23 protein-coding genes are annotated in these 18,144 nt (G+C 66.2%); 17 read left to right on the forward strand and 6 right to left on the reverse strand.

Going from position 1 to position 18,144, the window contains the following annotated elements:
• On the reverse strand, window positions 1–1,140 hold the full coding sequence (locus AC5Y3P_RS03590) for an acyl-CoA dehydrogenase family protein (RefSeq protein ID WP_500044514.1): 1,140 nt from the start codon (window positions 1,138–1,140) through the stop codon (window positions 1–3).
• 97 nt (window positions 1,141–1,237) lie between these two features.
• Here AC5Y3P_RS03590 and AC5Y3P_RS03595 point away from each other — a divergent pair, with 97 nt between their 5' ends.
• The gene (locus AC5Y3P_RS03595; protein WP_500044571.1) at window positions 1,238–2,161 is read left to right on the forward strand and encodes an LLM class F420-dependent oxidoreductase; all 924 of its coding nucleotides are present in this window, start codon (window positions 1,238–1,240) and stop codon (window positions 2,159–2,161) included.
• Between the two features lie 11 nt (window positions 2,162–2,172).
• Here the strand turns inward: AC5Y3P_RS03595 and AC5Y3P_RS03600 are convergent, their stop codons facing one another.
• On the reverse strand, window positions 2,173–3,093 hold the full coding sequence (locus AC5Y3P_RS03600; protein WP_500044515.1) for a TIGR03619 family F420-dependent LLM class oxidoreductase: 921 nt from the start codon (window positions 3,091–3,093) through the stop codon (window positions 2,173–2,175).
• Between the two features lie 89 nt (window positions 3,094–3,182).
• Here AC5Y3P_RS03600 and AC5Y3P_RS03605 point away from each other — a divergent pair, with 89 nt between their 5' ends.
• From AC5Y3P_RS03605 to AC5Y3P_RS03615, 3 genes are all read left to right on the forward strand, one after another.
• Window positions 3,183–3,806 carry a TetR/AcrR family transcriptional regulator gene (locus AC5Y3P_RS03605; RefSeq protein WP_500044572.1) on the forward strand — a complete coding sequence of 208 codons (624 nt, stop codon included), beginning with the start codon at window positions 3,183–3,185 and terminating at the stop codon, window positions 3,804–3,806.
• Window positions 3,807–3,931: 125 nt separating this feature from the next.
• Window positions 3,932–5,416, forward strand: coding sequence for an aldehyde dehydrogenase family protein (locus tag AC5Y3P_RS03610; RefSeq protein ID WP_500044516.1), 1,485 nt, complete (start codon window positions 3,932–3,934; stop codon window positions 5,414–5,416).
• Window positions 5,413–5,847 (forward strand): nuclear transport factor 2 family protein, encoded by a 435-nt coding sequence (locus AC5Y3P_RS03615; RefSeq protein ID WP_500044517.1) that lies wholly within the window; start codon window positions 5,413–5,415, stop codon window positions 5,845–5,847. The genes AC5Y3P_RS03610 and AC5Y3P_RS03615 overlap by 4 nt, the downstream gene beginning before the upstream one ends.
• Window positions 5,848–5,904: 57 nt before the next feature.
• Here the strand turns inward: AC5Y3P_RS03615 and AC5Y3P_RS03620 are convergent, their stop codons facing one another.
• Both AC5Y3P_RS03620 and AC5Y3P_RS03625 read right to left on the reverse strand, forming a co-directional pair.
• Window positions 5,905–6,744 (reverse strand): mycofactocin-coupled SDR family oxidoreductase, encoded by an 840-nt coding sequence (locus tag AC5Y3P_RS03620; RefSeq protein WP_500044518.1) that lies wholly within the window; start codon window positions 6,742–6,744, stop codon window positions 5,905–5,907.
• 190 nt (window positions 6,745–6,934) lie between these two features.
• The gene (locus AC5Y3P_RS03625; RefSeq protein WP_500044519.1) at window positions 6,935–7,546 is read right to left on the reverse strand and encodes a TetR/AcrR family transcriptional regulator; all 612 of its coding nucleotides are present in this window, start codon (window positions 7,544–7,546) and stop codon (window positions 6,935–6,937) included.
• A 117-nt stretch (window positions 7,547–7,663) separates the two neighbouring features.
• On the opposite strand from AC5Y3P_RS03625, the gene AC5Y3P_RS03630 reads away from it, so the two are divergent.
• From AC5Y3P_RS03630 to AC5Y3P_RS03670, 9 genes are all read left to right on the forward strand, one after another.
• Window positions 7,664–7,882, forward strand: a complete 219-nt coding sequence (locus tag AC5Y3P_RS03630; RefSeq protein ID WP_500044520.1) for a ferredoxin — start codon at window positions 7,664–7,666, stop codon at window positions 7,880–7,882.
• A 67-nt stretch (window positions 7,883–7,949) separates the two neighbouring features.
• A complete protein-coding gene (locus AC5Y3P_RS03635) occupies window positions 7,950–9,230 on the forward strand; it encodes a cytochrome P450 (RefSeq protein WP_500044521.1) in 1,281 nt (426 codons plus the stop codon).
• A 121-nt stretch (window positions 9,231–9,351) separates the two neighbouring features.
• Window positions 9,352–10,077 (forward strand): hypothetical protein, encoded by a 726-nt coding sequence (locus AC5Y3P_RS03640; protein ID WP_500044522.1) that lies wholly within the window; start codon window positions 9,352–9,354, stop codon window positions 10,075–10,077.
• A gap of 180 nt (window positions 10,078–10,257) precedes the next feature.
• Window positions 10,258–10,860 carry a TetR family transcriptional regulator gene (locus tag AC5Y3P_RS03645; protein WP_500044523.1) on the forward strand — a complete coding sequence of 201 codons (603 nt, stop codon included), beginning with the start codon at window positions 10,258–10,260 and terminating at the stop codon, window positions 10,858–10,860.
• Window positions 10,861–11,055: 195 nt separating this feature from the next.
• Entirely contained in the window at window positions 11,056–12,597 is a 1,542-nt protein-coding gene (locus AC5Y3P_RS03650; RefSeq protein ID WP_500044524.1) for a nitric oxide reductase activation protein NorD, read from the forward strand.
• A gap of 29 nt (window positions 12,598–12,626) precedes the next feature.
• On the forward strand, window positions 12,627–13,421 hold the full coding sequence (locus AC5Y3P_RS03655) for a CbbQ/NirQ/NorQ/GpvN family protein (protein ID WP_500044525.1): 795 nt from the start codon (window positions 12,627–12,629) through the stop codon (window positions 13,419–13,421).
• A 52-nt stretch (window positions 13,422–13,473) separates the two neighbouring features.
• A complete protein-coding gene (locus AC5Y3P_RS03660; RefSeq protein WP_500044526.1) occupies window positions 13,474–13,605 on the forward strand; it encodes a hypothetical protein in 132 nt (43 codons plus the stop codon).
• 2 nt (window positions 13,606–13,607) lie between these two features.
• Window positions 13,608–14,330: a hypothetical protein gene (locus tag AC5Y3P_RS03665; protein WP_500044573.1), complete on the forward strand. Its 723-nt coding sequence runs from the start codon at window positions 13,608–13,610 to the stop codon at window positions 14,328–14,330.
• A gap of 21 nt (window positions 14,331–14,351) precedes the next feature.
• Window positions 14,352–14,759: a hypothetical protein gene (locus AC5Y3P_RS03670; RefSeq protein WP_500044527.1), complete on the forward strand. Its 408-nt coding sequence runs from the start codon at window positions 14,352–14,354 to the stop codon at window positions 14,757–14,759.
• Between the two features lie 54 nt (window positions 14,760–14,813).
• On the opposite strand, the gene AC5Y3P_RS03675 is transcribed toward AC5Y3P_RS03670, so the two are convergent.
• Entirely contained in the window at window positions 14,814–15,020 is a 207-nt protein-coding gene (locus tag AC5Y3P_RS03675) for a hypothetical protein (protein ID WP_500044528.1), read from the reverse strand.
• 139 nt (window positions 15,021–15,159) lie between these two features.
• The gene (locus tag AC5Y3P_RS03680) at window positions 15,160–15,486 is read right to left on the reverse strand and encodes a hemophore-related protein (RefSeq protein ID WP_500044529.1); all 327 of its coding nucleotides are present in this window, start codon (window positions 15,484–15,486) and stop codon (window positions 15,160–15,162) included.
• A 291-nt stretch (window positions 15,487–15,777) separates the two neighbouring features.
• Between AC5Y3P_RS03680 and AC5Y3P_RS03685 the strand changes: the two genes are divergently transcribed.
• The 4 genes from AC5Y3P_RS03685 to AC5Y3P_RS03700 all read left to right on the forward strand — a co-directional run bounded on the left by AC5Y3P_RS03685 (window position 15,778) and on the right by AC5Y3P_RS03700 (window position 18,143).
• Window positions 15,778–16,584, forward strand: a complete 807-nt coding sequence (locus AC5Y3P_RS03685; RefSeq protein ID WP_500044574.1) for a helix-turn-helix domain-containing protein — start codon at window positions 15,778–15,780, stop codon at window positions 16,582–16,584.
• The gene (locus tag AC5Y3P_RS03690) at window positions 16,574–16,969 is read left to right on the forward strand and encodes a VOC family protein (RefSeq protein WP_500044530.1); all 396 of its coding nucleotides are present in this window, start codon (window positions 16,574–16,576) and stop codon (window positions 16,967–16,969) included. The genes AC5Y3P_RS03685 and AC5Y3P_RS03690 overlap by 11 nt, the downstream gene beginning before the upstream one ends.
• A gap of 82 nt (window positions 16,970–17,051) precedes the next feature.
• Window positions 17,052–17,516: a hypothetical protein gene (locus AC5Y3P_RS03695; RefSeq protein ID WP_500044531.1), complete on the forward strand. Its 465-nt coding sequence runs from the start codon at window positions 17,052–17,054 to the stop codon at window positions 17,514–17,516.
• A gap of 72 nt (window positions 17,517–17,588) precedes the next feature.
• On the forward strand, window positions 17,589–18,143 hold the full coding sequence (locus AC5Y3P_RS03700; RefSeq protein ID WP_500044532.1) for a nuclear transport factor 2 family protein: 555 nt from the start codon (window positions 17,589–17,591) through the stop codon (window positions 18,141–18,143).
• The last annotated feature ends 1 nt before the right edge of the window (window position 18,144 follow it).

Genomic DNA, 18,144 nt, shown 5'->3' on the forward strand with positions numbered 1-18,144 from the left:
TCAGCGCGCCAGGTCGCGGCTGATCACCAACCGCTGAATCTGGTTGGTGCCCTCGAAGATCTGCATGATCTTGGCTTCGCGCATGTAGCGCTCGACCCGGAAGTCCCGGGTGTAACCCACTCCGCCGAGCACCTGGACCGCGTCGGTGGTGACCTTCATCGCGGCGTCGGTCGCGATCAACTTGGCCACCGAGGCGTTTCGCGAGTACGGCAGCCCGGCGTCCCGGCGGCGGGCAGCGTCCAGGTAGGTCGCGCGCGCCGAGTCCACCGCAGCAGCCATGTCGGCCAGCAGGAATCCGAGCCCCTGGTGGTCGATGATCTTGCGGCCGAAGGTGGTTCGCTGCTGTGCATAGGCCACGGCTTCGTCGAGTGCGGCCTGGGCCAGGCCGACGGCCACCGCAGCGATGCCCAGCCGGCCGGAATCCAGTGCGCTGAAGGCGATTTGCAGGCCTTGCCCTTCGGTACCGATCCGGCGTTCGGCCTCGATGAACGTCCCGTCGTAGTGCGCGGTGGTGGTCGGCACCGCGTGCAGACCCATCTTCTCCTCGGGCTTGCCGAACGACAGGCCGTCGGCGTCGCCAGGCACCAGGAAGCACGAAATGCCTTGTGAGCCTTCGCCAGTACGGGCGAACAGGTTGTAGAAGTCGGCAATTCCGCCGTGCGTGATCCAGGCCTTGGCGCCGGTCACCCGGTAGCCGTCGTCGGTGGCGACGGCCTTGCAGCTCAGCGCGGCCGGATCGGAGCCGGCCTGCGGTTCGGACAGACTGTAGGCACCGATCGTCGATCCGCTCAGCATGTCCGGCAGCCAGCGCTGCTTTTGCTCGTCGGTGCCGAAGGCCAGCAGCGGATGACAGGACAGGCTGTGCACGCTGACCGCCACCGCCACTGCGGCCCAGCGCGCGCCGATCTCTTCGAGTGCCTGCAGGTACACCTCGTAGGGCTGGCCGCCGCCACCCCATTCCTCGGGATAGGGCAGGGACAGCAACCCGGCCTCGCCGAGCCGCCCGAACAGGCCTTCGGGATAGCGTTCGGCGCGCTCGTATTCGTCGACGATGGGGGACAGCGTCTTGTCCGAGATGTCCCGGGCGAGCTGGATCAGGTCGCGTGCTTCCTCGCTGGGTAGCAGTCGTTCGACGGGCACGAGACCTCATTCCGTTGGGTGAGATGGACCGGTAATGACCTTACCGTTGACAGTTCTCGACGTGGATGTAACGTCTGTCGCGATGAACCTCACGCAGCTGCGCTTCGCCATCACGCACCCGATGCACAGCCATCCCTATCACCCCGAGCTGGTGTCCGGTGCCGGGGTGGCCGCGGTGGCAGCCGCCGCCGAACGGGCCGGCGTGCACGGATTCGGTTTCACCGATCATCCGGCCCCTTCGCAACGCTGGCTGGAGGCCGGCGGGCACGACGCGCTGGACCCGTTCGTCGCGATGAGTTTCGCTGCCGCGCACACCAGCACGCTGCGGCTGATCCCGAACATCGTGGTGCTGCCCTACCGCAACCCGTTCGTGGTGGCCAAGGCCGGCGCCACCCTGGATCTGCTCTCCGACGGCCGATTCACACTGGCTGTCGGGGTGGGTTACCTCAAGCGCGAGTTCGCCGCGCTCGGCGTGGACTTCGACGCCCGGGCCGCCCTGTTCGAAGAGGCCCTGGCCACCATCAAGACGATCTGGACCACCGATGACGTGAGCATCGAGGGACAGAATTTCAACGCTCGCGGTATCACCGCGCACCCGCGCCCGGTCGGTGTGCCGCACCCGCCGATCTGGATCGGCGGCAACACCTCCACCGCCCGGCGACGGGTCGCGCAGTACGGCGATGGCTGGTGTCCGTTCCCGGCGCCGGCGCTGCTGGCCAAGACCGCCGGGACCGCGGCGCTGGATTCGGTGGCTGACTTGGCACGCCGCATCGAGGATCTGCACCGCCGACTCGAGGACGCCGGCCGCGACCCGGCATCGGTGGACGTCACGTTCAGCCCGACCCGGGGCGGAGTTCCCGGCGCCGCGGACTTCAACGCCGATGCCTATCTGAGCGGACTCGAAGAGCTCGCCCAGGCCGGTGTGACGTGGGTGAACGTGCAGATCCCGGGATCTGGGCTGACGGCCGCGCTGGAGGCGCTCGATCAGTTCCGCACCGAGGTGATCGACGCGCTCGGCTGACCGGGCCGAGCTCAGCCCAGCTGCGGTTTGATCTCCTCGATCACCCACTGCGCGAAATCCAGGTACTCGTCCACTCCGGAGACCTTGGGCAGCGGCACCGCGCTCACCGTGACGCCCTGGTCGGCCAGCCAGCCGAGCCGGTCGATGATCTCCTGGGCGCTCATGTCCGAACGGGCATCCGGGTCGTTGCGCGCGGTGTGTCCTTCGCCGACCCGCCGGGTGGCCATGCCGTGCACCACGTCGAAGGGCCGGCCGTCGTAGCCCGGCTGCGACTTGATGAACTCGACGCGCGCCTTGATCTGCTCGGGTGGGGTCAAAAACGACCACCATCCGGAGGCATACTTCGCGGCCCGGCGCAGTGCGGCATCCGCGTCGCCGCCGATCCAGATCGGCAAGTGCGGGCGCTGAACGGGTTTCGGTTCGAAACCGATGTCGCGGAACGCGACGTACTTGCCCTCGAACTGCGGTGAATCACTGGTCCACAACTCCACCAGCGCGGCCAGGTATTCGTCGGCGATCCGGCCGCGTTCCCGGAACGGCACGCCGAGCAACTCGAATTCGCCCTGCAGCCAACCCGCCCCGAAGGTCGCCATCATCCGTCCGCCGCTCATCCAGTCGGCGGTGGCCAGCGCCTTGGCCAGCACGATCGGATGCTGCAGCGGCAGGATCGTGATGCACGAGTTGACCCGGATCCGCTCGGTGGCCCCGGCAATGTAGGCCTGCGCCGTGGTCGACGAGAAGTAATGCGGCCCAGACAGTTCCAGATGTTCATTGGGAATCGCGAAATGCTCCGGGACCGCCACCATGTCGTAACCGAGTTCATCGGCGCGTTTGACCATCCTGGTCTGATCGGCGCCGGTGACCTGGGCCTCCCACGGTTGCATCATGGCCTTGAGTCGCATCATGTGGGGGAGGTTGAAGATGAGTTGCACGCGGTCTCCTGAGCACGGTCTGCGGACGGGTTTCAATCGGCTCTACGAGAATAGAGTGGATGGCGCCGGGTTTGCAGCTACACTGCGGAATCGACATGCGACGCAAGCCAAACCCGGACCAGCGCCGCCGCGCCCTGTGTGACGCGGCGATCCGACTGCTGGCCGAAGACGGCGTCAAGGGTGTCAGCCACCTGAAGGTGGACCGCAGGGCCGGAGTTCCCGACGGCACCACCTCGTTCTACTTCCGCACCCGCGCGGCCCTGCTGCACGCCGTCGCCGAGCGGGTTTCCGAGCTCGACCTCAAAGATCTCACCGCCGCCACCCGGCAGGCCGAGGACCCGACGGTGCCTTCGGGTTTGGCCACCCTGGTGGTCCAGTCCAGTTCGGGTGCGCGACTGGTCCGCACCAAGGCCCGTATCGAACTGGCGTTGCAGGCCGTGCGCGATCCTCGGCTGGAGGCCATCCTGGACGGCTACCTGCAGCGGTTCTTCGCGCTCATCCGCGCCGCGGTGCACCAGATCGGCCCGGACCTCGACGCCGATCGGGCCGGCCCGTCGATCGACGATCAGGCCTACGTTTTGATGACGTTCATCAGCGGCATCATGTTCGGCTATGCCAGTGGGCACCAACGCAGTTGGACGCCGGGGGAGTTGGACCAGATGATCGCCGGCGTGGTGCGCGGTGTCGGGGCGGTCCCGGCTTTGACGGATTGACGCCGGCCAGGCCATTTCAATCTCTACTTTAGTAGAGTAGCGTGCCCAGTTGACGTTACACAACGTCCCTATGATGACAACCGGGTGGAACAACCGTGAACCGCCGCGGCGTGGAAGGGCTAGTCGTGACTACTGAGCAAACCGAGACCGGAGTGTTGGCCGGCGAGCAACGCATGCTGATCGACGGAGAACTGACCGGCACCGCCAGCGGCGCGCTGTTCGACGTGGTGCACCCGGCCACCGAGCAGGTCGCCGGTCAGGCCACCGACGGCACGGTCGCCGACCTTCAGCGCGCGGTCGGCGCGGCCCGGCGCGCGTTCGACGAAGGCCGTTGGGCCGGTGACCTGGAATTCCGGGTGCACTGCCTGACCCAGCTACACCAAGCGCTGGACCGCAACAAGGAACGGCTGCGGCGCATCCTGATCACCGAGGTGGGCTGCCCGGTGACGGTCTCCGGCAGCCAGATCGAGAGCCCGATCGAGGAGGTCAAGCACTGGGTCGAGCACGGCCAGAAGTTCGACTACCTGGTCGACACCGGACTGCACGACACTCCGTTGGGCCCGGCCCGGCGCAAGCTGCACTACGAACCGGTCGGCGTGGTCGGTGCCATCACCCCGTGGAACGTGCCGTTCTATCTCAACATCGCCGAGACCGTGCCGGCACTGATGGCCGGCAACACGGTGGTGCTCAAGCCGGCCCAGTTGACCCCGTGGTCGGGCAGCGAGTTGGGCCGCATCGTCGCCGAGGAGACTGACATCCCGGCCGGTGTGTTCAACGTGGTGACCTCCAACGCCAACGAGGTGGGCGCGGCGCTGTCCGCCGACCCGCGAGTGGACATGATCACCTTCACCGGGTCGACGGCCACCGGCCGCGCCATCCTGGCTGCCGGTGCGCCGACGGTCAAAAAGACGCTGCTCGAACTCGGCGGCAAGTCCGCGCACATCGTGCTCGAAGACGCCGACTTCAGCTCGGCGCTGCCCCTGGCCGCCATGATGGCCTGCGTGATGAGTGGTCAGAGCTGCATCCTGCCGAGCCGCATCCTGCTGCCGCGTTCGCGCTACGACGAGGGCCTCGAGGTCCTGGCGGCCAGCATGGCCAACTTCCCGGTGGGCGACCCGTGGACGCCGGGCAACATGCAGGGCCCACAGATCAGCGAGACCCAGCGGCAGAAGGTGCTGGGTCTGATCAAGTCCGGAATCGACTCGGGCGCAAGGGTGATCACCGGCGGCGGGATCCCGGAGAACCTGCCGGTGGGCTACTACACCCAGGCCACGCTGCTCGCCGACGTCGACCCGGACTCCCAGGTGGCCCAGGAGGAGATCTTCGGGCCGGTGCTGACGGTGACGCCGTACGACGGCGACGACGAAGCCGTCGCGATCGCCAACAACACCATCTACGGCCTGTCCGGTGAAGTCAGTAGCGCCGACGTGGACCGGGCCTTCTCGGTGGCCACCCGGATGCGCACCGGCAACGTCACGATCAACGGCAAGAGCCACTTCGGCATCGACAGCCCGTTCGGTGGTACCAAGCAAAGTGGGCTGGGCTACCGCAACGGCACCCAGGGGTATCTGGAGTACCTGGCCATCAAGACCATCGGCATGCCCGAGTGAGCCAGCTCGGGGCCGAGGACCGGCTCGCGATCGAGGCGCTGCTGTATCGGTATGCGCGTGCGGTCGACGCAAAGGACTGGCAGCTGTACCGCTCGGTGTTCACTGCGGACGCGCACATCGATTACGGACCGACCGTGGTGGCCGGCAACCGCGACCAGGTGGCCGACTGGCTGTCCGCCAACTTCGGGGTGCTGCCGATGGCCATGCACTACATCACCAACATCGAGGTGCTGGAATTCGACGGCGAGGTCGCCGCCGTGCGGGCCATGTTCTACAACCCGATGCAGATGCCCGGTATGTCCGAAATCAGTTCGTGCGGCGGGTATTACCACCATGAGGTGGTCCGCACCGAGGATGGTTGGCGCAGCCGGCGGCTACGCGAGGAGATGGTCTGGTTCGTCAACCCGCCCAAGGGTGGTAGCGGAAGCTGACGAAAAGCCGATGCCCGCGGGTAGGACATCCGCGGGCATGGGCTTTTCTGGACTGTCTCAGTGCAGCATGCTGCCCGCGTCGACGGTCACCGGGAGTCCGGTGATGAAGCGGGCCTCGTCGGAGGCCAAGAACAGCACCGCGTTGCTGATGTCGACCGGTTCCACCCAGCCGACCGGCAGCACGTGCATGAACTGCGCGGCCACCTTGAGGTCCTCGGGGCCCGGGTTCTCCAGATCCGGCCGGAACAACTTCATGGTGCCCTCGTTCATGAACAGCGGGGTGTTGACGTTGGTCGGGCACACCGCGTTGACCCGGATCGAATGCTGACCCAACTCGACCGCGAAGGTGCGCATCAAACCGATCACGCCGTGCTTGGCAGCGATGTAGTGACCGGTGTGCGGGTAGGGCTTGAGCCCGCCGACCGAGCTGGTCAGGATGATCGAACCACCCTTGCCAGCCGAAAGCAGGTGTGGCACCGCTGCTTTGACGGATTTCCAGACCCCGGACAGGTTGACCGCGATCATGTCGTCCCAGTCCTCTTCTGAGGTCTTGTCCAATGTCTCGCCGCCGTTGCCGATCCCGGCGTTGGCCACCACGATGTCCAGTCCGCCGAGTTGTTCGACGCCGCTGTCCACGGCTTCCTTGACGGCCGCGAAGTCGCGCACGTCGACCTGCGCGGTGACGATCCGGCGGTTCAGGCCCTTGACCAGTTCGGCGGTGTGGGCCAGGTCATCCGGTGTGGCTGCCGGGATCTCGGTGTTGCTGCTGATCGGCGCGCACACGTCGATCGCGATGATGTCCGCACCTTCTTCGGCCAACCGCACGGCGTGGCTGCGGCCTTGGCCGCGGGCCGCGCCGGTGATGAATGCGACCTTGCCTTCGACACGTCCGCCCATGTGTTCCACCTTTTTTCGTCGTCGGGTCTGATATCCGGTGGCGGCCGGGTTGACCGCCACCAAGTCTTGATCGATCGATCAGAGAGTGACACCGATCACCACGAGTGTCAAGTGTCGGTACCCGGCCGCGGACGGGCGGCGACACCAAGGTCAAAAGTGCGTCGTGACCCGGTCCGGCGCGAACCGACGATCAGTTGCCGGTGCTGCGAGCGGGTGTCGGGCGAGGCTGGGCCAGCGCCGCCAGTTGCCGCTCGACCAATCCGCGCATGGCGTCGTGGCCCTCGGTGACGCCGACGGCTTCCTCGTTGCACAGACTGCGTGCGATCTGGGCGATCAGCATCGAGATCGCCACCGGCGGGTAGGCCTGCAGGTCCACCCCGGCCGCACGCAACGCCACCGTGACGGCCGCGGTCTCGATGTCCCGCACCCGCTCGGCATAGTTCTTCAGCTCGGCACGAATCGCCTTGCGGTGGTTCGCCAACGCCATGAACTCGGTGTTCAGGCCGGTCAGCCGGACATCACTGTTGATTTCCCACAGCGCGCTCAACGGGTCATTCTCGGTCAGCGCCGTGCGCATCCGTTCCAGCGCCGCATCGGCACCGCTGCGCAGCACCTCGACGAACAAGTCGTCCATGGTGGGGAAGTAGTAGTACACCAGTGCCTGTTTGACGCCGGCCTCGGTGGCGATCCGACGCGAGGTGGCCGCGGCGTAACCCTCGTCGCGCATCACCTTCGCGGTGGCCTCGATCAGGCGGGCTCGCGCCCCGTTGTCGTTGTTGCGGGGTGTGCGCGGAGTCGGCATTCAGCGGCCCCGCGCCGCGCTGTTGCTTGACCGTCCGTCGCGCCACATGGTAAGCATGGCGCATTCTAACAGTTTGATCGAGTGACCAGTCCAGCCCAGGATCGGAGGTCGGACGCGATGCCCGACGTGCAAGTGGCAATAAGCCGGAAGGTGCGAGTCGACCCGCAGCTGTGTGAGGGGCACGCGCTGTGCGTCCAAACTGCCCCGGAGATCTTCGAACTCGGCGATGACGACCTGGCCACCGTCGTCGCGCAGCCGGGCGCAGTGCAGTGGAGCGAGGTCGCCGCAGCGGTCGACGCCTGTCCGCGCGGCGCCATTGTCGTCGACGAACCCTGACCATCGGGCCGCCGGAGAACAGCGGCCGATCAAGTTCAGCCCGAAACCCGAAAGGACTGTCGTCCCGATGCCCGATTTCGCGTCACTCGACTACTTCTCCGATCCCGACCTCGCTCAGGACCCGTACGCCTACTGGGATTACTTGCGTGAGCAGGGCCCGGTCACCCGCGAACCGTTCCACGACGTCGTCGCGGTCACCGGCTACGCCGAGGTGATGGCGGCGTTCAAAGACCATGACCATTTCTCGGCGGTCAACGCCATCGGCGGCCCGTTCCCGCCGCTGCCGTTCACCCCCGAGGGCGACGACATCTCCGAGCAGATCGAAGCCCATCGGCATCTGTTCCCGATCCACGAGCACATGGTGGTGATGGACCCGCCGGCGCACGAGCGGGCCCGTTCGCTGCTGAACAAGTTGTTGACGCCGCGCCGGCTCAAGGAGAACGAAGACTTCATGTGGCGGCTGGTGGACAGCCAGCTCGACCTGATCATCGACAAGGGTGGCTGCGAATTCCTCTCCGAGTACGCCCGCCCGTTTGCCACCTCGGCGATCATCGACCTGCTCGGTGTGCCCGACGAGGATCGGCCCGAATTCCTTGCGGCGCTGGGCGCCGAACAGCCGGACGGCGCCCGGGTGGGTGCGCTGGATGGCGAACCGGTCGGTCTGGACCCGCTGCAGTACCTCGATGACAAGTTCGAAGGTTATCTGGCTGCCCGGCGGGCCAAACCCCGCGACGATGTGCTGTCCGGGATGGCGACCGCCAGCTATCCGGACGGCAGCACGCCCGAGCTGCTTGAGGTGGTCAAGCCCGCGACATTCCTGTTCGCAGCCGGGCAGGAGACCGTCACCAAACTGCTCAGCGCCGCGGTCCAGGTGCTGATCGAGAACCCCGGTTATCAGGACACTTTGCGGGAGCACCCGGACCGGATCGGAACTTTCATCGAGGAAGCGTTGCGGATGCATTCGCCGACCAAGGTGGACTTCCGGCTGGTGCGCAAGACCACCGAACTGGGCGGGGTGCACCTGCCGGCCGGCACCATCGTGATGTTGTGTCTTGGTGCGGCCAACCGTGATCCACGCAAGTTCGAGGATCCGCACGAGTTCCGGCCGGAGCGCAAGAACGTGCGCGAACACATCGCGTTCGGCCGCGGAATCCACACCTGCGCCGGAGCCCCGCTGGCCCGGGTGGAAGGCCAGATCACGGTGCGCCGGATGCTGGACCGGATGCGCAACATCGACGCCGATCCGGCTGCGCACGGACCGTCCGATGCTCGGCATTACGCCTACGACCCGACCTTCCTGCTGCGTGGGCTGACCGCGCTGCACATCACCTACGACCAGGTGCGCTGACTGCGCCGAGCCACCGATTACTGACCCGAGTCCATGACTCGAGTCAGTTGTTGCGGTAGTCTTCGCCGGGATCCATCGCGGCAGGACGACACCTCGCCGCGGCCATCGGTGAGGAGCGCGCATGCAACTTCCGCGATTGGGCGGCCGGGACACCGCGCCGTCGACGTCGAGCGGACCCGGACTGGCACTTGACGAACACGCTGAGCTGTCCCGTCAGGCGCAGCGCCAGGCGGACAAGTGGCTGATCGCGGGCAGCCTGTTGATCGGCACGGCGGTGCTCGGCATCTTCGGTCTGCCGCTGTTCCTGCGCGGGGTCTGGTTGCTGCGCAAGGCACAGCGGGAGGGCCTGTCGGTGCGGCCCATGCTGGTCACCCTGCTCGGTTACCTGGTGATCGTTGACGCCGCCATCAACACCGTGGGCTGGGCCCTGGACCTGGTGGCCAACCACAGCCTGTTGGCCCGAGTTCTGTTGAACGGCTGGGGCAACATGTTCGACGCCGGCTACTTCTGGCACTACAACGAGTTGTGGGTCGGCGGCGCGGCCGGGCCGGGAGAGAAGGCGATGGAGGTGGGCATGATCGTCACCGTGTTCACCATGCGCATCGCGGCCGGCATCGGCTTCCTGCAGATGAAGCGCTGGGGCCATCAGTGGATGATCGTCACCTGCTGGATGGGCGTGGTGATCTGGTGCATCTACGTTTTCAACATGACCATGTACGCCGACGTGCGCTACGCCGGGGTGGTCTTGCCGGTGGTCGGTTGGTGGCTCTACGACATCTTCTACATCACGCCGTTTTTGGCCATCCCGTATCTGCACACCGTCAACCGCGAGATGTTCTCGGACTGATTCGGCACTTCTCCACAGCAGACTGGCTGGGTTTAGTCAGTGAGTGCTGTCAACATTCCGTCACGCCATGACGTAGATGCCGCTACACACCACCGCTTGACCTGCACAGATCAGCAGGCCTGGCTGTTTAGTCATAAATTATCGTTGACTCAAGTCATCTATTGGAGTACAAAGATGCTCATGACGCCATCGGTCGGCAGCGACCGCCGCGAGTTGCGGCGCATGCAGACCCGGCAGCGCATCCTCGGGGCCGCGATCGCGGAGTTCACCCGTTCCGGGATGGCCCAAGCCGATGTCGGTGTGATCGTGGCGGCCGCCGGGGTGGCGCACGGCACCTTCTACTTCCACTTCCCGTCCAAGGAGCATGTCCTGCTCGAGGTGGAACGCCGGGAAGAGGAGCGGGTTGCCGGCGAACTGGCCCGCTTCCTGACCGGGGCACCCAGCCTGGAGGACGCACTTGCCGAGGCCACCCGTCTGGTGCTGGACATCGAAACCCGGCTGGGGCCAATGCTGTTCAAAGAATTCCTGGCCCTGCACTTCGCGCCGAACCGTCCGCACGAAGAGGAGTGGACCGACCATCCGGTGGTGGTGCTGTTGGTCGACGAGATCGAACGTGCCCGCGGCGCCGGCGAGGTGCACCCCGACGTCGACGCCTTCTTCGGCGCCACCTTCTTCCTGCTCGGTGTGTATGGCGCACTGACCACCACCGACGATCCCGCCCGCCGCGAGTTCATGCTCGACCAGCTGGTCGCCTCGGCCGTTCGAGGACTGGAGGTCCGATGACGACCTCGGGCGGGCAGGACCACTCGACATCCACCATCGTCACTGGAAGGACAGATCATGGCCTATGTCTGGGAGATTCTGCGCTACGTCGGCGCCTGGGGCGGCGCCGGACTGTTGATCTGGTTCTGGTACTGGATCTTCTCCAACATCGGCACCTTCTAGTGCCGACGCGGTCTCGGGGTCCGGAGCGCAACCATGGGTGAGGGCGGCAATACCGCCGCCGAGGCCGGTGCGCTGGCGGTCGAACGCAGCTGCGCCGTCACGGCGGTCGCGCTCGGCGAGGGCCGCCGCGAGGGTGTGCGGTTGGTCAGCGGCGAACACCGCAGCTTCGGGCTGAACGCGCCGCTGACCCATGTGCACGTGCCGTATCCGTTCCCTCGGTCCTGGACCCGCAGAACCATCACCTGCGGAATAGCGCTGCAGTGCGCACCTTCCAAGGATCGAGTGACCACCTTCCACCTCAACGAACTGTCCGCTCCGGAACTGCGCGCGCTGAGCTGGGTGGAGGCCGGCGTCGCACTGGGCTGGATTGCTGCCCGCTGGCCGGGGCTGCTGTCCGAGACCCAACACACGTTGCCGGATCTCGAGGTACTCGATCCGGACCTGGCCGGCGACCAGATCATCGCCCGGGCCATCGATCTCGCGGCCGCCGGAGCCATCCCGACACCGGATCCGCTGCTGGGCCGGTTACCGCTGGCCTACACCCGGCCGGTCGGCGTGACCGACAAGCTGCGCCGCAGTCTCGGCCGGATGCCGTGGACCACCACGCAAAAGCGACAACCCAGGCCGTATTCGGTGCCGGTCGGTGGTGACGGCGGAATCCGCAACCCCAACCTGCCGCCGCCGAGCCGCCCGCAGGACAACGACCTGGACGTCACGCCCGAACACCGACCCGGTATCCCGTATCCGGAGTGGAACCAGTGGACCAAGAGCTTCCTGCGCGATCACGTCGCCGTGCTGGAACGCCCGCAACCGCGGACCAGCAGCTACGACCAGCCGCTGGGCGCCGAATTGCGCAAGTGGTTCCAGCAGCACACCCACCGCAGCATGACCAACCGGCTTGAGGACGGTTCCGACCTCGACGTCGACTGTTACGTCGGCTACTACCTCGACATGTTGACCGGGGCTGCCACCGAGCCACGCATCTTCCGGGAGTTGCTGCCCACCTGCCGCGATGTCACCACCGCGGTGCTGCTCGACGGCAGCTCGTCGCTGAGTGTGCACGGCGGCAAGGTATTCCGACTCGAGCTGGCCTGCGCCGACGCGCTGTCCCGGGCGATGACGGTGGCTCGCGAACGACACGGCATCTTCACGTTCACCGGCAACACCCGACATCGGGTGGAAGTCACCTGCCTCAAGGACTTCGACGAGCGTCGCTTCGTGCCGCCGGGCCGGCTCGGGTTGACCACCGGTGGCTATACCCGGCTGGGCGCGCCGATCCGGCATCTGACCAGCCGGCTGCTGGACCAGCCGTCGGAGCGGCGGCTGCTGATCGTGATCGGTGACGGCTTGATGTCCGACGAGGGCTACGAAGGGCACTACGCGTGGGCCGACGTCGCGCATGCCGTGGAAGAGGCCAACGACGCCGGGGTGTCGGTCTACTACCTCGGCGTCGGACCCACCCGGGTCGACCCGTTACCCGAGGTGTTCGGCCCGCGCCGGTCCCGGCGGATCAAGCGCGTCGAGGACCTACCCCGGGTGCTGGCCCACGTGCACCGCGAACTCGTCGCCGCGTAATCGGCTGGAACCAAAGGAGGCTCACCGCCATGACCACTGACACCTACTTCGCCAACGGCAATGAGATCAAACTCTTCGAACAGGCCTACCACCGCCGCATCCCGGTGATGCTCACCGGACCCACCGGCTGCGGCAAGACCCGATTCGTCGAACACATGGGGGCGCTGCTGCGCCGTCCGGTAGTCACCATCAGCTGCCACGACGACCTCACCAGCTCGGATCTGGTGGGCCGGTTCATGGTCACCGGCGGCGACGTGGTCTGGACCGACGGGCCGCTGACCCGGGCGGTCAAGGCCGGGGCGATCTGCTACCTGGACGAGGTGGTGGAAGCCCGGCACGACTCGCTGGCCATCCTGCACTCACTCACCGACCACCGGCGTGCGTTGTATCTGGACCGGGCCGGTGAAGTCGTCTCGGCGCCAGACGAGTTCATGGTGGTGTGCTCGTACAACCCGGCCTACCGCAGCTCGCTCAAGGAACTCAAACCGTCTTTCCGGCAGCGCTTCGCCACGCTGCCCATGCAGTACCTGTCGCCGGACCGCGAAGCCGAGGTGGTGGTGGCCGAGACCGGGGTCAGCGCGGACTGCGCCCGCCGGCTGGTGCAGTGCGCGGTCGCGGTTCGCACCGCCGACGAGGCCTTTCACTTCGAACCGCCGTCCACCCGGACGCTGGTCACCGCCGCACAGTTGATCGCTGCCGGCGCAACCGAATTGGAAGCCGCCGAGGCCTGCATCCTGGCGCCGCTGAGCACCGACGGTGCGATCGCCGAAGGGCTGCGGGAAATCGCGGTGGCCAGCCTGGCCGACGCCACGGCGTCGAACTGAGCAGAGACCGCACGGCGAACCGGAACCACACACCGAGAAAGGGGATGGACCCATGGTCGATCAGAAGGAACGCAACCGCAAGAAGGCGCTGATCGTCTTCCAGATCGTGATCTACGGCTATCTGCTGGTGATGTTCTTGATCCAGCTGTACATGTCGTTCACCCGCGGGTGGTGGAGTCTGTGAACCTGCTCCGCCGACGAACGCCGGCGGTCGCGAATTCCACTGTGGCCGGCGGTGGTTCGCTTGCCCTCGATGAGCACGATCAGGACTCCCGGGCGGCCCAGTGGCGGGCCGACAAGTGGATGATCGCCGGCACCGCGTTGATGGGTATGTGGGTGCCGGGAGTCATCGGCCTACCGATCTTCCTGCGCGGGGTGTATCTGCAGCGCCAGGCATTACAGGCCGGGCTGAGTGTGCGGCCGATGATCGTCACTCTGCTGGGCTATCTGGTGTTGATCGACGGCATGCTCAACAGCTTGGGCTGGGCGCTGGACCTGGTCGGCAACCACACCCTGATCAACCGGGTGCTGATGGTCGGCTGGGGTGCGATGTTCGACGCCGGATACCACTGGCATTACAACGAACTCTGGATCGGCGGCGCCGCCGGGCCGGGGGAGAAGTCGATGGAGGTCGGGATGATCCTGACCGTGTTCGCCATGCGGTGCGCCGCGGCCATCGGCTTCCTGCAGATGAAGCGCTGGGGCCATCAGTGGATGATCGTCACCTGCTGGATGGGCGTACTGATCTGGGTGCTGTACGTGTTCAACATGACCATGTACGCCGACGTGCGCTACGCCGGGGTGATCTTCCCGGTGATCGGCTGGTGGCTCTACGACATCTTCTACATCACGCCGTTCCTGGCGATCCCGTACTTACACACGGTGAACCGCGAAATCTTCTCGGACTGAACACATTTAGGAGTCTCCACCATGTCCACATCGGCCTCCACCGAGGAGCAGGACCCCAACCTGCCGCCGGGCACCACGCCGTACTACGCGCGCATGCACAAGTGGATCAAGCGAGCCACCCTGGTGTGCTTGGTCGCTCTGGTGATCGAAGGCGCATTCACGTTGCCGTTCATGGCCATCTACTACGGCTTCCCGACGCTGAGCATGACCGAGATCTGCAGCGAACTGCTCAAGGTGCGGTACTCCGACGACGAGTTGGAGTGCAAGTACCCGTATCCACCGCTCGGCCCGCCCGAGGGCGCCGAAGGCAAGGACACCGCTCAGGATGAGTGGGGTATCCAGCCGGTGCCGAAGTATCACCGGATCGGATTCCGCGAGCTGGTCCGGATCCATGAGGAGCGCGAAGCGCGCCTGGCCGGCCAGCAGTAGTGCACCGGGTGCGCCGGTCCGGACCTGACCGGCGCACCCGCGGAGCTCGAAGCCTCAGAGCCGGTGCATCTCCCGTTGCATCGCAGCCTGCTCGTGATAGTGCGAGCGCAGCGGCGGGTAGGAGCCGTGTTCGGCACCGATGCGCGTGACGAGACGATCGACCGCCGAACGACTGACCGTCATGACCTGGGTGAGAAACTCGGCGATCCGGTGGCCAACACCACTGTGCGGTAAAGCAACTGCGATGACCCGGTCAGCCATCGGAGTGGACCTTGTTCGTAGTCATACCTGCACGGTAGAAACCCGCGCCTAGCTGGCACATCGTGCAGCGGACTGATCTCGAGTTCCTACCGTGGTAGGAGCCGGCGACGCGGATCTACGACCCGCGTCGGACCACCGCTCAGTAGTTCGAGCAGCTGTAGGCCACCGCGTTGATCACCGAGGTGTACTCATTGAGTTGCGGGTAGGCCTGCAGCTGCTCCAATTGCGCGCGCCGCTCATCGGGTCCGGACGCCAACAGGCCCTGAATCCAGCCGACTGCCAGCATGTTGCCCTCCAGGTCGGCGGCCACCGCCGGCGAGGTTGCCCGCAGTGCACTCAGGACCTGCGGGTAGGTACACGTCGAGTTCACGATCGCTTCCACATCGGGTTGCGCGGATGCGACGGCGCCGCTGAACAGAAATCCAGCGGCGGCGAGGCCGGTCGCGACGAGGATCTTGCTCTTCATAGGTCCACCTTCTACAGCTGGGGGAGTGCGCACCCACGCACGGAAAGGGTCTGCAAAACACGCTAACAGCTGTGCTGGACCCGAAGGTGCGCTCGTTTCGTCGCGGGCCCAGCACGGTTGCACATTGGATTGTCGACGACGTGGCACGGATCGTTACGCGCGGCAGGGGCCCGGCCACCCCGGTGCGATAGCTGCGCACCGTGGTTATGGTTGAAGGCGATGGCCGATGAAGTGCCGCCCAGCTGGGACTTCGCCGTAGCGCCCCCGCGCAGTGCGCCCGGCGTGTCGTCCATGGTGGGCTATCGCGCCCTGCACGTGCCCGATGCGGTGCACCGCGGTATGCCGTCCTCGATGTTGACCTTCATCGTCAGCCTCGATGAGGGTGTGCAGGCCGCCGACACCGCCGCCAAGCTGCCCGGCGCGCGTCCCACCCCGGTACTGCTCGGCGGGCTGCATGTGCAAGCCAGCCAGGTACGACAACTGACCGGCCAGGCCGGTGTGCAGCTGGCGGTGCATCCGCTGGCGGCTCGGGCGCTGTTCGGTGTGCCCAGTGTCGAACTCAGTGTCACCGACTTCGATGCCGCCCCGCTGCTGGGCCGCGGCGGGGCCGAGTTGCACCAGCGTACGGCGGAGGCCCGAGATTGGTCCCAGGCCTTCAGATTGGTCGCCGAGTACCTGATCAGTGCCCGGCAACAGCGCGATGGTGCGACGGTCCGGCCCGAACTGCTATACGCCTGGCACCTGTTGGAACGTAGCCGCGGTCGGCTGCCGATCAGCGCCGCAGCCGAGCAGGTGGGGCTGAGCATGCGGCACCTGAACACGCAGTTTCAGCGCGAGGTGGGTCGCTCACCCAAGACCGTGGCGATGCTGATGCGCTTCGAGTACGCGACCGGCCGCATTGCGCAGTCGGCGCGACGCGGTGACCGGCTCGATCTGGCCGGTGTGGCCGCCGACGCCGGTTACTCCGATCAGGCACATCTGACCCGCGAATTCGTCCGGTTCGCCGGGGTTCCGCCGCGCAGCTGGCTGACCGAGGAGTTCCAAAACATTCAAGACGGCGGGCACGCGTTCGGCGCAGAGTCGAGTCATGAGTACTGAGAATCCAACTGTCTGGTTGTGCCTGCAGGCCCGCGACGCCGCTGCCCTGATCGACTACTTCGTCGACACCTTCGGTTTCGTCGTCGCCGCGCGGTATGACGACGGCGACGCCGTCGGGCATGCCGAGTTGCGCTGGCCCGAGGGGGTGGGCGCGATCATGCTCGGCAGCTACAAACCCGGCGCGCAGTGGTGCCGGGAACCCGGCACCTCCGGCGGCTATGTGGTCACCGATGACCCGGACGCGCTCTATGCGAGGGTGCTGGACAAGCGCGCCGAAGTCGTCAGGCCACTGGCGGACACCGACTACGGCTCACGCGAATTCAGCGTCCGCGACCCGGAGGGCAATCTGTGGTCGTTCGGCAGCTACCGCGGCGCGCCCGGCTGAAACGGTCGAGTAGTGCGCTACGCATGCCCCGGCGGGTGCGACGGCGAAGACTCGAGCCGTCAGCAGACGACGGGAGAGTGCCATGAGCGTTGCGCCCACCCTGGCGATCGTCGCCAGGATCCATCCGGCGGTATGGGACGTCATCCACAACCAATACGGTGTGCGAAGCAGATTCGAGCGCGCGGGCCTCAACCCGCAACCGCTGCCACCGCGTGAGTCGTTCCTGATCGGGGCGGCCGAACTCGCGCACGAGGTCGCTCGGATCATCGTCGAATCCGGCTTGACTGGGGACTCCGCCAACGGATACGTCAGCGAGTTGATCGATGAGTGGTGCGCCACACCCTGGCCGCGCCGCTTCCCGGTCCCGTGGCCGGGGCCGCACCCGGATCAGGGGCCGGTGCCGGATCCGTGGGTGATCGACACCGGTCGGATGGTCGGGGCACTGGTGTTCGCCAGCATCGGTTCCCGGTTGGCCGACCACGAATTGGCCAAGACCTTCCTCGATGGTGCCGAGCGACTCAACAGAGCCGCGATGCACACCGGCTGAACGCCGCACCGCAGCCCGCCCCGATGTGCTATACAGATGTACAGCACATCGTATCCGACAGAAGGGCTGCACATGACCGACACCGACGAACTCAAGAAGCTCCAGGAGCGCGTCCAATACCTCGAAGACCGCACCGCCATCCTGGACCTGGTGATGAAGCAGTCCCGGGGACATGACCGGCACGATGCCGAACTGATGGGCAGCGTGTACTTCGACGACGGGGTGGATGAACACGGACCTACGGTGAAAACCGGTCCGGAATACGGTGATTGGGCCAACGCAGCACACACCGCGGTGTTCGAGGACCACCTGCACAACATCACCACGCACACCTGCGAGATCAACGGCGACGAGGCGCACGCCGAGAGCTATGTGATGGGTGCGATGCGCGCCAAGGGCGGCAACATCGTCTCGCTGATGGGTGGCCGCTACCTGGACCGGCTGGAGCGCCGCGACGGGGTCTGGAAGATCGCGCTGCGTCGTTGCACCATCGAATGGATGATGAGCGGCGATTCGTCAATCCTGAACAAGGGTGCGGTCAAGGGCTTCATCAAGGGCGCCTGGGATCGCACCGACGCCTCCTATGCCCGTCCGCTGACGGAAGACGTCGCGGTCACCCGGTGGTGAG

Source organism: Mycobacterium sp. NGS45 (assembly GCF_059812645.1).